The 14,728-nt window shown below is 60.2% G+C and carries 11 protein-coding genes; 9 read left to right on the top strand and 2 right to left on the bottom strand.

The window, feature by feature from the left end:
- The first annotated feature begins 82 nt into the window (after window positions 1-82).
- The 7 genes from M516_RS0118390 to icmF all read left to right on the top strand — a co-directional run bounded on the left by M516_RS0118390 (window position 83) and on the right by icmF (window position 9,602).
- The gene (locus tag M516_RS0118390) at window positions 83-1,261 is read left to right on the top strand and encodes an acetyl-CoA C-acetyltransferase (protein WP_029100416.1); all 1,179 of its coding nucleotides are present in this window, start codon (window positions 83-85) and stop codon (window positions 1,259-1,261) included.
- A gap of 78 nt (window positions 1,262-1,339) precedes the next feature.
- The gene (locus M516_RS0118385) at window positions 1,340-2,191 is read left to right on the top strand and encodes a 3-hydroxybutyryl-CoA dehydrogenase (protein ID WP_029100415.1); all 852 of its coding nucleotides are present in this window, start codon (window positions 1,340-1,342) and stop codon (window positions 2,189-2,191) included.
- Between the two features lie 31 nt (window positions 2,192-2,222).
- Entirely contained in the window at window positions 2,223-3,365 is a 1,143-nt protein-coding gene (locus M516_RS0118380) for an acyl-CoA dehydrogenase (RefSeq protein WP_029100414.1), read from the top strand.
- Between the two features lie 44 nt (window positions 3,366-3,409).
- Window positions 3,410-4,552, top strand: coding sequence for an acyl-CoA dehydrogenase (locus tag M516_RS0118375; RefSeq protein WP_029100413.1), 1,143 nt, complete (start codon window positions 3,410-3,412; stop codon window positions 4,550-4,552).
- A 36-nt stretch (window positions 4,553-4,588) separates the two neighbouring features.
- On the top strand, window positions 4,589-5,536 hold the full coding sequence (gene meaB, locus M516_RS0118370) for a methylmalonyl Co-A mutase-associated GTPase MeaB (protein ID WP_029100412.1): 948 nt from the start codon (window positions 4,589-4,591) through the stop codon (window positions 5,534-5,536).
- A gap of 142 nt (window positions 5,537-5,678) precedes the next feature.
- Window positions 5,679-6,311: a TetR/AcrR family transcriptional regulator gene (locus M516_RS0118365; protein ID WP_029100411.1), complete on the top strand. Its 633-nt coding sequence runs from the start codon at window positions 5,679-5,681 to the stop codon at window positions 6,309-6,311.
- A gap of 39 nt (window positions 6,312-6,350) precedes the next feature.
- The gene (icmF, locus tag M516_RS0118360; protein ID WP_029100410.1) at window positions 6,351-9,602 is read left to right on the top strand and encodes a fused isobutyryl-CoA mutase/GTPase IcmF; all 3,252 of its coding nucleotides are present in this window, start codon (window positions 6,351-6,353) and stop codon (window positions 9,600-9,602) included.
- Between the two features lie 108 nt (window positions 9,603-9,710).
- Here icmF and M516_RS0118355 read toward each other — a convergent pair whose 3' ends face one another.
- Both M516_RS0118355 and M516_RS0118350 read right to left on the bottom strand, forming a co-directional pair.
- Window positions 9,711-11,408 (bottom strand): b(o/a)3-type cytochrome-c oxidase subunit 1, encoded by a 1,698-nt coding sequence (locus tag M516_RS0118355; RefSeq protein ID WP_051188292.1) that lies wholly within the window; start codon window positions 11,406-11,408, stop codon window positions 9,711-9,713.
- A gap of 22 nt (window positions 11,409-11,430) precedes the next feature.
- Window positions 11,431-11,910, bottom strand: coding sequence for a cytochrome c oxidase subunit II (locus tag M516_RS0118350; protein ID WP_338010437.1), 480 nt, complete (start codon window positions 11,908-11,910; stop codon window positions 11,431-11,433).
- A gap of 395 nt (window positions 11,911-12,305) precedes the next feature.
- Between M516_RS0118350 and rpoE the strand changes: the two genes are divergently transcribed.
- Entirely contained in the window at window positions 12,306-12,854 is a 549-nt protein-coding gene (gene rpoE, locus M516_RS0118340; protein ID WP_029100407.1) for a DNA-directed RNA polymerase subunit delta, read from the top strand.
- A gap of 210 nt (window positions 12,855-13,064) precedes the next feature.
- The gene (locus tag M516_RS0118330; RefSeq protein WP_029100406.1) at window positions 13,065-14,666 is read left to right on the top strand and encodes a CTP synthase; all 1,602 of its coding nucleotides are present in this window, start codon (window positions 13,065-13,067) and stop codon (window positions 14,664-14,666) included.
- The last annotated feature ends 62 nt before the right edge of the window (window positions 14,667-14,728 follow it).

Genomic DNA, 14,728 nt, shown 5'->3' with positions numbered 1-14,728 from the left:
AGACGGCAAAATGAAGGTAAGCAAAAATGAGCGATCGCTCGATCATTTTGAAATGAATGCCATGCAGCGAGGAGGAGCCGACATGAAAACGGTGATTGCGGGGGCGGCACGCACCCCGTTTGGCAAGTTTGGCGGCGCGCTGAAAGACGTTTCCGCGGTTGATCTGGGTGCCATTGCGATCAAGGAAGCGCTGCGGCGGGCCGGCGTGTCCGGCGAGCAGGTGGACGAAGTGATCATGGGCATGGTCGTACAGGCCGGAGCGGGGCAGGTGCCCTCCCGTCAGGCGGCCCGCAAGGCGGGACTGCCGTGGAACGTGGCCAGCCAGACAATCAACAAGGTGTGCGCCTCCGGGATGAGGGCGGTCACTATGGCCGACCAGATCATCCGCGCCGGAGACGGGCAGATCATCGTGGCCGGCGGCATGGAGAGCATGAGCGGTGCACCGTATGCGCTGCCCAACGCGCGGTACGGCCTGCGCATGGGCGATGCGGTAGTGCGCGACCTGATGATGTACGACGGGCTGACCTGCCCGTTTGACCAGGTGCCGATGGCGGTCCACGGCAGCAACGTGGCGGAGGAGTACGGCATCACCCGCGAGGAGCAGGACCGCTGGGCGCTGCGCAGCCAGCAGCGGGCGGCCAGGGCGGCGGCGGCCGGACTGTTCGATGAAGAGATCGTACCGGTGCCGGTTCCGCAGAAAAAGGGCGAACCGGTCATCGTAGCCAAAGACGAGGCGCCGCGTCCCGACACGACGTTGGAGGGTCTGGCCAAACTGCCGCCGGTGTACAAAAAGGACGGCACGATTACCGCCGGCAACGCGCCTGGCATCAACGACGGCGCGGCAGCGATGGTGCTGATGGCGGAGGACAAGGCGGCCGAATTGGGGATTCGCCCGCTGGCTGTCATTCTGGGGCACGCGCAGGTGGGCGCGGAGGCGCCGTACATCGCCACCACGCCGGGTCTGGCGATCCAAAAGCTGCTGGAGAAGACCGACACGCGGCTGGACGAGATCGATCTGTTCGAAGTAAACGAAGCGTTCGCCGCCGTCATCCTGACCAGCGGCAAGATCGTCGGCTGGGACGAGGAAAAGGTAAACGTCAACGGCGGGGCGATCGCGCTCGGCCATCCGATCGGGGCGAGCGGGGCGCGAATCGTCATGCACCTCGTGTACGAACTGCGGCGCCGCGGCGGCGGATTGGGCATTGCCGCCATTTGCAGCGGAGCGGCCCAGGGAGACGCGATTCTGATCAAGGTGTTCTAGCCCCCTGCGGGGACCCGGATGTGTTTGGCGCGTGAAGAAAATCGACGAAGGCATTGCCACGAGGAAGGGGACCTGTTTATGAACATGCAAACCATCATGGTCGTGGGTGCGGGACAGATGGGCAGCGGCATCGCCCAGGTGGCGACGCAGGCCGGGTTCCGGGTGATTCTCAACGACATCCAGCGGGAATTTGTGGACCGCGGCCGGCGAACGATCGAGAACAATCTTTCCCGCAGCGTGGAAAAAGGCAAAATGAGTGCGGAAGACAAAGAAGCGGTGCTCTCCCGCCTGACGCTCTCCGTCGATCTGGCGGACGGCCGTGACGCCGACTTTGTCGTGGAAGCGGTTACGGAAAACATGGACGTGAAAGCGGAAATCTTCCGCAAGCTGGACGGGATCTGTCCGGCGCACACGGTGCTGGCCAGCAACACCTCCTCACTGCCGATTACGGAAATCGCCGCGGTGACCAAACGGCCGGAAAAAGTGATCGGCATGCATTTCATGAACCCGGTGCCGGTGATGAAGCTGGTGGAGATCATCCGCGGTCTGCAGACGGCGGACGAGGTGTACCAGTTGACGGAGGACCTGGCCAAACAGATGGGGAAAGTGCCGGTCAGCGTCAACGATTTTCCCGGATTCGTCTCCAACCGCGTGCTGATGCCGATGATCAACGAGGCGATCTACTGCGTGTACGAAGGCGTGGCCGAGCCGGAAGCGATCGACGAGGTGATGAAGCTGGGCATGAACCATCCGATGGGGCCGTTGACGCTGGCCGACTTCATCGGGCTGGACACCTGCCTGTACATCATGGAAGTGCTGTACGAGGGCTTCGGCGACTCCAAATACAGGCCGTGCCCGCTTTTGCGAAAGTACGTCAAGGCGGGCTGGCTCGGCCGAAAATCGGGACGAGGCTTTTACGTTTACAACTAGAATCCGAACGCGGCAGAAAGGGAGGACGGCGATGGATTTCCGTTTCAGCGACGAGCATGAGATGATGCGCCGGATGGTGCGCGATTTTGCCCAAAAGGAGATCGCCCCGTTCGTTCCCGTCATGGAAGAGACGGAACAGTTCCCCCGCCACATCGTGAAAAAGATGGGGGAAACCGGCCTGATGGGCATCCCGGTTCCGGAAGAGTGGGGCGGTGCGGGAGCCGACTTTATCTCGTACATTCTGGCGATTCACGAGATTTCCAAAGTAAGCGCCACCGTAGGCGTGATTCTCTCCGTGCACACCTCTGTCGGCACCAATCCGATCCTGTATTTCGGCAGCGACGAGCAGAAGCGCAGATACCTGCCCAAGCTGGCCAGCGGCGAATACCTCGGCGCGTTTGCGCTGACCGAGCCGCAGGCGGGATCGGATGCGGGCAATATCCGCACGACGGCCGTCCGCAAAGGGGATGACTACATCCTCAACGGCAGCAAGGTGTTCATCACCAACGGCGGCGAGGCCGACTTGTACATCACGTTTGCCGTGACCGACCCGGCCCAGGGCCGAAAGGGCATCTCCGCGTTTATCGTGGAAAAGGATACGCCAGGCTTTATCGTCGGCAAAAAGGAAAAGAAGATGGGGCTGTTCGGCTCCAATACGACGGAGCTGATTTTTGACAACGCGCGCGTGCCGGCCGAAAACCTGCTCGGGCAGGAAGGCAGCGGTTTCAAGATTGCCATGGCCAACCTGGATTCCGGCCGGATCGGCATCGCCGCGCAGGCGCTGGGCATCGCCGAAGCGGCCGTCCAGTACGCGACCGAATACGCCAAGGAACGGCAGCAATTCGGCCAGGCGATCATCAAGCAGCAGGCGGTCGCCTTCAAGCTGGCCGACATGGCGACGCTGGCGGAAGCGGCGCGGCTGCTGGTCTACCGGGCCGCCCTCCTGCGCAGCCGCGGGCTTGCGTGCGGCATGGAAGCGTCCATGGCCAAAAAGTTCGCCTCCGACGCGGCGATGAAAAACGCCACGGAGGCGGTGCAGATCTTCGGCGGATACGGCTACACCCGGGAGTATCCGGTGGAGCGGCTGTTCCGTGACGCCAAGGTGACGCAAATCTACGAGGGAACCACCCAGATTCAGCACATCGTGATCGCCAAACATCTGCTGTCCACATGAGGAACGGGACGCACGAAAAACCATGACGCAGGGGAGTGGGGAACATGAACTTTCAACTGACGGAAGAGCAGGAAATGCTCCGCAAAATGATTCGCGACTTCGCGGAGAACCAGGTGGCGCCGACAGCGGCGGAGCGCGATGAGGAAGAGCGCTTTGACCGGTCCATTTTTGAACAGATGGCGGAGCTGGGGCTGACCGGCATTCCCTGGCCGGAGAAGTACGGCGGCGCGGGAGCCGACTACCTCAGCTACGTGCTTGCCGTGGAGGAGCTGTCCCGCGTGGACGCGTCCATCGGCGTCACGCTGTCCGCCCACGTCTCGCTGGCGAGCTGGCCGATTTATAAGTTCGGCACGGAGGAGCAGAAGCAGAAGTACCTGCGGCCGCTGGCGGAAGGCAAAAAGCTGGGCGCCTACTGCCTGACCGAGCCCGGCTCCGGGTCCGACGCCGCCGGGATGCGCACCACCGCCGTGCGCGACGGTGATCACTACGTGCTGAACGGCACCAAGATTTTCATCACCAACGCGGGCGAGGCGGAGATTTACATCGTCTTTGCCCTGACCAATCCGGAGCTGAAGCACAAGGGGATCACCGCCTTTATCGTGGAAAAAGGCATGCCCGGCTTCACGATGGGCAAAAAGGAGAAGAAACTGGGGATTCGCTCGTCGCTGACGCTCGCCGTCAACTTTGAAGATGTCCGCGTCCCCGTGGAAAACGTGCTCGGGGAAGAAGGACAGGGATTCAAGATCGCGATGATGACGCTGGATGGCGGGCGCAACGGCATTGCCGCCCAGGCGCTGGGCATCGCGCAGGGGGCGTTTGATCACGCGCTGGCGTACGCCAAGGAACGGCACCAGTTCGGCAAACCGATCGCGTCGCTGCAGGCGATTCAGTTCAAACTGGCCGACATGGCGACGAAAATCGAGGCGGCGCGGCTGCTGACCTACCAGGCGGCATGGCTGGAAGACCAGGGGCTGCCCTACGGCAAGGCATCGGCGATGTCCAAGGTGTTTGCCGGCGACATCGCGATGGAAGTGACGACGGAGGCGGTGCAGGTCTTCGGCGGCTACGGGTACACCCGCGAGTATCCGGTGGAACGCTTCATGCGCGACGCCAAGATCACCCAGATTTACGAAGGCACCAACGAGATTCAGCGGGTCGTCATCAGCAACTACCTGCTGAAAGAGTAAGAGGCGGCAAAGTACAGGGCGAGAAGAGGGCTTTTCATGCATGAGATCACACGGCGCATCCTGGCGGGCGACGCGCGCGGGGCAGCCCGCGCCATCACCTGCATCGAAAACGACTATCCGGAGCGGTCGCGGATCCTGCGGGAACTGTTTCCCCACACCGGCCGGGCGAAGCTGATCGGCATTACCGGCACACCGGGCGCGGGCAAAAGCTCGCTGGTGGACTGCCTGATCGGCTACCTGCGCAAACTGGGGTTGAAAATCGGCGTGGTGGCGGTTGATCCGACCAGCCCGTTTACCGGCGGCGCGCTTCTGGGCGACCGCGTGCGGATGCAGAACCACGCACTGGACAGCGGCGTGTTTATCCGCAGCATGGGGACGCGCGGCAGCCTCGGCGGCCTTTCCCGCAACACGCGGGACGCCGTGCGGGTACTGGACGCGTACGGCTGTGACGTCATCCTGATCGAGACGGTCGGGGTGGGGCAGTCGGAGCTGGACGTGATGACCATCGCCGATACGACCGTGGTGGTGCTCACCCCCGGCGGGGGCGATTCGGTCCAGGCGTTCAAGGCGGGCATCATGGAGATTGCCGATCTGTTCGTGATCAACAAAGCCGATCTGCCGGGCGTGGAAAAGCTGCGGATCGAAGTGGAACAGATGCTGGATCTGGCCAAGCATGACGCGCTTTGGCGTCCGCCGATCGTCCAGACGGTCTCCACGACCGGCCAGGGAATGGCTGAGCTGTGGGAGCAGGTGGGGCAGCACCAGCGCTTTTTGCAGGAGAGCGGAGAGGGGCAGGTACGTCGCTCCCGCCACCTGCAGGAGGAGGTGCTGGACATCGTCCGCGATTCCCTCTACCAGCGGCTGCTGGGCGGCATCAAGACAGGCCGGTACCGGGACGAACTGGAGCGGGTGGCGGCGCGGGAAGCCGACCCGTACTCCGCAGCCGACCGCATCGTCCGCGAGTGGTGGGGACCAACCCCCTGAGCGGGAGGAAAAGAAAGATTGGCGTCCGGCGTTCTCTCGACGTATAATATACGGGATATGATACGAAGAGAGCGCTGCGGTCTTTCTTTTTCCAAATGTTGTCTGACCAAACGCTCAGTCGGTTGGAAAGGTGGAAGGAATCGTGTCTGAGAAACGAAAAACCATTCCGTCTCTGGTAAAGGACCCCAAGCTGATCGAAAAGCGGCGGGAGCAGATTATTGAAGCGGCCGTCGATCTGTTCATCAACAAAGGGTTTCACAAGACGACCACGCGGGAGATTGCCCGTGCGTCCGGGTTCAGCATCGGCACCCTGTACGAATATATCGAATCCAAGGAAGACGTCCTCTATCTGGTGTGCGACGCCATCCATGCGGAAGTGGAGAGCCGCCTGCGCGAGGCGATCACGTTCAACGGCACCGGCCTGAAAATCCTGAAGCTGGCGCTGAAGAGCTTTTTCCGCGTGATGGACCAGATGAGCGACCGCGTCCTGCTGATCTACCAGGAGTCCAAATCACTGCCGAAAGAGACGCTGCGCTACGTGCTGCAGCGCGAGGAAGAAATCACGCAAATTTTCGAGGAGATTCTGCGCAAAGGCATTGCCGACGGGTCCATCGGCATCGACGAGAAGCACGTCAAGCTGATGGCCGACAACATCATGGTGCTGGGCGAAATGTGGGTGTTCCGCCGTTGGGCGTTGAAGCGGCACTACACGCTGGAGGAGTTCACCGAGAAACAGACGGCTTTGCTTTTGAGGGAAGTCAGCGTCTCCGAGTAAACGAGGATGGTTAACTTGATATTCGGGGAGAGTGGAACGATGGAAACGGAAGTGTATCGTCCGCAACACAAGGTTCGCTTTGTCACGGCTGCCAGCCTCTTCGACGGACACGACGCGTCGATCAACATCATGCGCCGCATCCTGCAGGCGTCGGGGGCGGAAGTGATCCATCTGGGGCACAACCGCTCCGTCGACGAGATTGTCACCGCCGCCATCCAGGAAGATGTGCAGGGGATCGCCGTCAGTTCCTATCAAGGCGGTCACGTCGAGTTTTTCAAATACATGGTGGATCTGCTGCGCGAGCGGGGAGCGGGACACATCCGCGTCTTCGGCGGCGGAGGCGGGGTCATCGTTCCACGGGAAATCCGCGAGCTGGAGGCGTACGGCGTTTGCAAGATCTTTTCCCCTGACGACGGCCGCCGCCTCGGGCTGCAGGGGATGATCAACCACATGCTGCGGGAGACCGATTTCCCCACGGTAAAGGAACTGACGGGCGAGGTGGAGGAGCTGCGCCGGCAGCAGCACCAGGCGATCGGGCGGCTGATTTCCGTGGCGGAGTACGCCGTGGAAAAGCCGGAGTGGCAGGGGCGGCTCACGGACGGGCTGCCGGAGCCGGAGCGCACGGTGCCGGTGCTGGGGATCACCGGCACGGGCGGCGCCGGAAAAAGTTCGCTGACCGATGAACTGGTCCGCCGCTTTTTGCGCACCTATGCCGACAAGACCGTCGCGATCCTGTCCGTCGACCCGTCCAAGCAAAAGACGGGCGGGGCGCTGCTCGGCGACCGCATCCGCATGAACGCCAACAACACGCCACGCGTCTACATGCGCAGCCTGGCCACGCGCCGGTCCGGCTCGGAGCTGTCGGCCGCCGTCAAGGACGCGATCCGGGTGGCCCGGGCCGCCAACTTTGACCTGATCATCGTGGAAACCAGCGGCATCGGGCAGGGAGACGCCCAGGTAACGGACGTGTGCGACGTCGCGCTGTACGTGATGACCAGCGAGTTTGGCGCCCCCTCCCAGTTGGAAAAGATCGATATGCTCGACTTTGCCGACCTGGTGGCGATCAACAAGTTCGAACGGAAAGGCTCGGAGGACGCGCTGCGGGAAGTGCGCAAGCAGTACCGGCGCAACCACAACCTGTTTGACGTGCCGGATGAGCAGATTCCCGTGTACGGCACGATCGCCAGCCAGTTCAACGATCCGGGCACCAATGTGCTGTTTGCCGCCCTGATGCGCAAGATCGTGGAAAAAACAGGCGTCGACTGGCCGGTGGAACATCTTGACGCGACGCCGGTCAAGACGCACAAGACGGCGCTGATCCCGGCGGAGCGCGTCAACTATCTGCAGGAGATCGCCAACACGGTACGGGCGTACCGGGCGTTCGCCGCGGAGCAGTCGTCGATCGCGCGCAAGCTGTATCAACTGCACGGGGCCAAGGAGACGCTGCTGGCGTCGGGCGAACCGGATGCGGTCGAAGCGGCCCGCGTGCTGGATAAGCAGATCGCGCATTTTGAAGCCAAGCTGCATCCCGAGTGCCGCCGCATCCTGGACAACTGGCCGAAGCTGAAGGAACTGTACCGGCAGGATCAGTTTGTCACCAAGGTGCGCGACAAGGAGATCGTCACCAGGCTGTACACGGAGTCGCTCTCCGGCACCCGCATCCCGAAAGTATGCCTGCCTGAATTTGAAGACTGGGGCGAAATTTTGAAATGGTCGCTCAAAGAGAACGTGCCGGGCCAATTTCCCTATACAGCGGGCGTCTTTCCGTTCAAGCGGGAGGGAGAGGACCCGAAGCGGCAGTTTGCCGGGGAAGGCACGCCGGAGCGAACCAACCGGCGCTTTCACTTCCTTTCGCAAAACGACGAGGCGAAGCGGCTCAGCACGGCGTTTGACTCGGTGACCCTGTACGGCGAAGACCCCGATTACCGCCCGGACATTTACGGCAAGATCGGCAACAGCGGTGTCAGCGTCTGTACGCTCGACGACATGAAAAAGCTGTACGCCGGCTTTGACCTGTGCGCGCCGACCACCTCCGTGTCCATGACCATCAACGGTCCGGCGCCGATCATTCTGGCCATGTTCATGAACGCGGCGATCGACCAGCAGGTGGAGAAATTCGCGGAGCGGGAGGGACGGCAGCCGACGCCGGACGAGTACGAGCAGATTAAGGCGTACACGCTGTCCACGGTGCGCGGCACGGTGCAGGCGGACATCCTGAAGGAAGACCAGGGGCAGAACACCTGCATCTTCTCCACCGAGTTCGCGCTGCGGATGATGGGCGACATCCAGCAGTACTTCATCGACCACAAGGTGCGCAACTACTACTCCGTCTCCATCTCCGGGTACCACATCGCCGAGGCGGGGGCCAACCCGATCACGCAGTTGGCGTTTACGCTGGCCAACGGCTTTACCTACGTGGAATACTACCTGAGCCGGGGCATGCACATAGACGACTTTGCGCCCAATCTATCGTTCTTCTTCTCCAACGGACTGGATCCCGAGTACACGGTGATCGGCCGGGTGGCGCGCCGCATCTGGGCGACGGTGATGAAAAACCGCTACGGCGCCAACGAGCGCAGCCAAAAGCTGAAGTATCACATCCAGACGTCGGGACGCTCCCTTCACGCGCAGGAGATGGACTTCAACGACATCCGCACCACGCTGCAGGCGCTGATCGCCATTTACGACAACTGCAATTCGCTGCACACCAACGCCTACGACGAGGCGATCACCACGCCGACGGAAAACTCCGTTCGCCGCGCCATGGCGATCCAGATGATCATCAACAAGGAGATGGGGCTGGCGAAAAACGAGAATCCGCTGCAGGGCTCGTTTATCATCGAGGAGCTGACCGATCTGGTGGAGGAAGCGGTGCTGCAGGAATTTGAGCGGCTGAACGCGCGCGGCGGCGTGCTCGGCGCGATGGAGACGCAGTACCAGCGGGGCAAGATCCAGGACGAATCGATGTACTACGAGATGAAGAAGCACAGCGGCGAGCTGCCGATCATCGGGGTGAACACCTTTATCAACCCGAACGCTTCCGAAGAGGACTACGAGATCGAGCTGGCGCGCGCGACAGAAGAGGAAAAAGAACAGCAGATCCGCAACCTGCGCGACTTCCACGAGCGGCATCGCGAGCAGGTACCGGCCGCGCTCAAGCGGCTGCAGGAAGTGGCGATGTCCGGCGGCAATATCTTCGCCGAGCTGATGGAGACGGTGAAGGTGGCTTCGCTGGGACAGATCAGCGCCGCGCTGTACGAAGTGGGCGGACAGTATCGGCGGAATATGTAAACGTGGGCCCGCTGTGCGAAAGCAAGCTGCTTCCGCGCGGCGGGCCTTTTTTCGTTCCGGTGCCGGGGAGTGTCGAGGTGGATGCAGGCCCGGCCGGTAAAAAGCCTGCTACCACGTCCGCATCGGCAGCGCGCCGGGAGCGGGGTGGATGAACAACTGCACAAAGGGCATCGTGTAGGCAAACAGGATCAAGCCGACGGCCACACCAATCCAGATGGACCAGCGTTCCAGAAAGAACGGCGGTTTGGGTTGATCAGGGGTGACCTCGCCGATGGGATATTCGTTGGGGGTTTCCGTTTTCGGCGCAAAGAACCACAGGTATGTGGCGATAATCAGAAACAGCACAATCCCCGTGAACAGGATGCCCCCGCCCAGCGCCATCGCCTGACGGTAAGGGATCCACATCTGGGCAACAGGATGGTCGCCGTACGTCGTGTAACTGATTCGCCTCGGTTCCCCCAGGAGCCCGACAGCGTGCATCCCCCCCGACATGAGCGCCATCCCGATCACCCAGGTAAACGCCTGGACGATCCCCAGATGATTCATCGCCCGGGTCAGCGTCCGGCCGCGAAGCACCGGAATCAGCATGTAGGATATGCCAAAAAACGTCAGGACGACACTGGAGGCCAGGGTAAGATGAAAGTGGCCGGTTACCCATAACGTGTTGTGAACCACCTGGTTTAATTGATAGCTGGCATTGATAATCCCGCCGATGCCGGCCGGTACGAACAGGATCATGCCGAGAAACGGCGCGAGAAAGCGAACGTCCTTGTACGGCAGCTTGGTGATCCACCCCAGCAGCCCTTTTCCCCCTTGGGAGCGGCCGGCCAATTCAAACGTGGCCAAAAGGGAAAACGCCGTTAAAAACGAGGGAATGACCACGAAAAAGGTGAGAACGGTCTGCACAAACTTCCAGACGGAGTCAATGCCCGGCTCGTTGAACTGGTGGTGCAGCCCGACCGGTATGGAGTAGAGGATAAACAGGATAAACGTCAGCCGGGGCAGCGAATTGCTGAAGATGCGCCCTTTTACCAGCCGGGGGATGTTGACGTACCAATAGATGTAGGCCGGCAGCAGCCAGAAGTAGACCAGGGCGTGACCGAAATACCAGAACAGCGTCCGGCTCAGGCTGACATCCACCCGTTCTGTCCACCCCATCGACCAGGGAATCAGCTGGAACAGCATTTCGATCGCGACGCCGAGGGTGCAGATGACCCACAAGATCATCGTCGCGACAGCCATGTAGGCAAACAGCGGGGACGATTCGCCGGGATGAGCGCGCCTCCATCTGCGGAAGGCGGAAAAGACGGTGACGCTGCTGCTCCAGCTTCCGACCACGACGGCGGTCAGGCCGACGTAGAACAGCGGGGAGGCTTTGAGCGGTGCGTAAAAGGTGTAGAGCACGGACGCGTCATTCGTGAGGATGGGAATGAGCGCAAGAACGGTACCCGCCGCCATCAGGACGAAGCCTGTCCATCCCCATGCCCGTTCCCGTGGTGTCAGCTCGCCTCCCGTTGTTTTGGCCACGCCCGAAAAGAGAAACCCGATAATGAAAAAGGTTGTGAAGATAAGGGCCAGGCTTACCCCGTGCAGGGTGAGCAGCTGATAGTAGCCCAGTGCCGATGGCAAGGTAATGACTCCGGTCCGCTGCAGGGTCTGCAGCACGCCGGCCACTGCTCCAAGCAGCAGGGCCAGATAGGCAAAGCCGATATGGGCCTGAATTAGCAGTTGGTCATTGCGCTGAAAGCGAAAATCGCTTTTGCCGACTGTGGCACCGCCAAAGCCGGTGGTTTGCAAGTCACTCATCTCCAACAACTCCACCCGTGTTTTATTGAACCACCATTTTGGCCATCATGACCTGATGGCCGATGCCGCAGTATTCGTTGCACAAAAGCAAATACTCTCCCGGCTTCTTGAAGGTATAGGTAAATTCCGTGACATGCCCCGGCACGACTATCAGGTTTACGTTGGTTCCCGGTATGGCAACGCCGTGAATGACATCGGGGCTGGTCACGCGAAAATGAACGGTGGATCCCGCCGGAACGGTCGGGGCGGCCGGCAGGTAGTTGAAGGCCCGGGCCACCATGACGACCTGATACTCCTTGTCCCCGACAGGATAGACGCCCGGTTTGTCAAACGGCGCCGTGCTCAATACCTGGTCCGGGGCGACCGTCCGCTCGTGACCGTCAGCCGGGTGCCTGTCCATCGCGAATGCCATGATTCCGGTGACGAGCAGAAAAATGATGAGGGTGATGACGCCGAACCACAACCAGATCTTTTCGTAACGAGGCAAATCAATTCCCTGCACCGTCCTGTCTCCTTCCTACTGCCGACTGAGATACAGTTCAAAAATGCTGACCCACCCGACAATCATCAGGGCGCCCAAAACCATCACCAGCAAGAAGCTGCCGGCCAACTGTCTGTCGTCTTTCACTGCCACCCCTCCGCTCCTGCGAGTTACGATGTTAGGAATGCCCCACATATTGGATGATTATGCAGGATTTTTCCTCTGCTTCCTGTCCTTCCGGATGATGACGTGACGTCTCGGGGCGTCAGAAAAACCGTTTGAATTCCTTGCATTTTTGTCTAAAATAATGAATACTGTAAGATAGCCTATTTACCGTTGAACGAGACCAAGGTCTCGGCCGTACGGCGAGAGCCTTGACTGAACGCCAAGTTTTCCAATGAAAGGACGTGCCCTGGGTGAGTCAATTGCTTGCACATATGGACCGTGAAAAAATGAGTGAAATGGCATTGGTTGACATCGCGTATGAGATTTTGCGCGAAACCAATCGCCCGTACAACTTCCGCGAGCTGATGGACGAATTGGCTGCCCTGCGCGGAATGACCGAAGAGCAAAAGATGGCCATTATTGCACAAGTATATACCGAAATCAACATCGACGGCCGGTTTGTCTGCCTGGGCGACAACACCTGGGGATTGAAACGGTGGTACCCGACAGACGCCGTGGAAGAAACCCAGGAGGGCGGCAAGAAGAAGAAGGTGCTCCTCGACGACGACTTCGACGATTACGAGATCGAGGAAGACATCGTCGAAGAGTTCGAAGAGGACGAAATCGCCATCTTCGAAGACGACGAAGAGTTCCTGGACGACGAGGCGCTGGATGACGATCTCGACCCCGAACTGGACGATGAAGAAGAGATCGTGGAAGACGAAGACCTGTTTGAAGACGAAGACGTGGACAGCGAGGATGCCATCGCGGAAGTGGACGAGGACGCGGAGGATTTTTAGAATCTTGACTTCCGCTTGAGAGACAGATAAAATACTCCTTGGGCTTCACATGAAGAAGGATTAAATATGGGAAACTACAAAACAAAAGTGCCCCCTGCCCGAGCCGTATCGGGGTGGGAACCGCTTTTGTTTTTTCTTTTTTTGGAGCCGTCTTCATCGTTGTTTATCAGTACATCCATCAAGGAACAGGGGAAAGAGGGGACGTAAATCATGACGAAGTACATTTTTGTGACAGGCGGGGTTGTATCCTCGTTGGGAAAAGGGATTACTGCGGCTTCTCTGGGCCGACTCCTGAAAAACAGAGGCTTGAAGGTAACCATCCAAAAATTTGACCCATACATCAACGTCGACCCGGGGACGATGAGCCCGTACCAGCACGGCGAAGTGTTCGTCACCGACGACGGGGCGGAAACGGACCTCGACCTGGGGCACTACGAGCGCTTCATTGACATCAACCTGAGCGCCAACTCCAACGTGACCACCGGGAAAATCTACTCCGCCGTCATCGCCAAGGAGCGCCGCGGCGACTATCTGGGCGGCACCGTTCAGGTCATTCCGCACATTACCAACGAGATCAAGGAGCGCGTCTTCCGTGCGGGACGTGAAACCGGCGCCGACGTGGTCATCACCGAGATCGGCGGCACCGTGGGCGATATCGAGAGCCTGCCGTTCCTGGAGGCGATCCGCCAGATCAAGAGCGACATCGGCCGCGAAAATGTCATGTACATTCACGTCACCCTGATCCCGTACATCAAGGCTGCCGGCGAGATGAAAACCAAGCCGACGCAGCACAGCGTCAAGGAACTGCGCAGCCTGGGTATCCAGCCCAATGTCATCGTCACCCGCACCGAACACCCGCTGTCCCAGGAGATGAAGGACAAGCTGGCGCTGTTCTGTGACATCGACAAAAACGCGGTGATCGAATGCGTAGACGCCGAAACCCTGTACGACGTGCCGCTGCAGCTTCAGGCACAGGGTCTGGACGACTACGTCTGCCGCCACCTGGGACTCACCTGCAAGGAAGCGGACATGACCGAGTGGAAAGCGCTGGTCAACAAGATCAAAAACCTGTCGCACACCACCCGCATCGCTATCGTCGGCAAGTACGTGGAGCTGCACGACGCATACCTCTCCGTCGCGGAGGCGCTCTACCACGGCGGCTACGCCAACGACAGCAACGTGGAGATCAAGTGGGTGAGCGCCGAAGAAGTGACGCCGGAAAACGTGCATGAACTGCTGGGCGACGTAAACGGCATTCTCGTGCCGGGCGGATTCGGCGACCGCGGCATCGAAGGAAAGATTACCGCTACCCGCTACGCCCGCGAAAACAAGGTGCCGTTTTTGGGCATCTGTCTGGGCATGCAGATCGCCGTCATCGAATTTGCCCGCCACGTGGCCGGTTTGGACGGCGCCAACAGCTCGGAGATCAATCCGGATACGAAATACCCGGTGATCGACCTCCTGCCGGAACAGAAAGAGATCGAGGACAAAGGCGGCACCATGCGTCTCGGCCTGGGACCGACCAAAGTGGAGCCGGGCAGCCTGGCCGAAAAGGCGTACCAGAGCACGCTGGTGTACGAACGCCACCGTCACCGCTACGAAGTGAACAACGAGTACCGCGATCAGTTGGCCCAGTTGGGCATGCGCTTTGCGGGCACCTCCCCGGACGGCCGTCTGGTGGAGATCGTGGAGATTCCGGACCATCCGTGGTTCCTGGCCACGCAGTTCCATCCGGAATTTACCTCCCGTCCGAACCGTCCGCAGCCGCTGTTCCGCGAATTTGTGAAGGCTTCGCTGGCTCACAAGCGCTAAGCGGCGCGGGCCGGACCCAAACAAAAAAGACGCACCTGCGGACTTCTCCGTGGGTGCGTCTT

Origin of the sequence: Brevibacillus thermoruber 423 (genome assembly GCF_000454065.1) — a bacterium.
Taxonomy (GTDB): domain Bacteria; phylum Bacillota; class Bacilli; order Brevibacillales; family Brevibacillaceae; genus Brevibacillus; species Brevibacillus thermoruber.
This window is presented reverse-complemented; position numbering and strand designations above follow the sequence as displayed.

What these genes read in the sequence shown, in the direction of transcription:
- M516_RS0118380 (WP_029100414.1), top strand. Translation starts at nt 2,223, where the DNA reads ATGGATTTCCGTTTCAGCGACGAGCATGAGATGATGCGCCGGATGGTG.
- icmF (WP_029100410.1), top strand. Translation starts at nt 6,351, where the DNA reads ATGGAAACGGAAGTGTATCGTCCGCAACACAAGGTTCGCTTTGTCACG.
- M516_RS0118330 (WP_029100406.1), top strand. Translation starts at nt 13,065, where the DNA reads ATGACGAAGTACATTTTTGTGACAGGCGGGGTTGTATCCTCGTTGGGA.
- M516_RS0118390 (WP_029100416.1), top strand. Translation starts at nt 83, where the DNA reads ATGAAAACGGTGATTGCGGGGGCGGCACGCACCCCGTTTGGCAAGTTT.
- M516_RS0118375 (WP_029100413.1), top strand. Translation starts at nt 3,410, where the DNA reads ATGAACTTTCAACTGACGGAAGAGCAGGAAATGCTCCGCAAAATGATT.
- meaB (WP_029100412.1), top strand. Translation starts at nt 4,589, where the DNA reads ATGCATGAGATCACACGGCGCATCCTGGCGGGCGACGCGCGCGGGGCA.
- M516_RS0118355 (WP_051188292.1), bottom strand. Translation starts at nt 11,408, where the DNA reads ATGAGTGACTTGCAAACCACCGGCTTTGGCGGTGCCACAGTCGGCAAA.
- M516_RS0118385 (WP_029100415.1), top strand. Translation starts at nt 1,340, where the DNA reads ATGAACATGCAAACCATCATGGTCGTGGGTGCGGGACAGATGGGCAGC.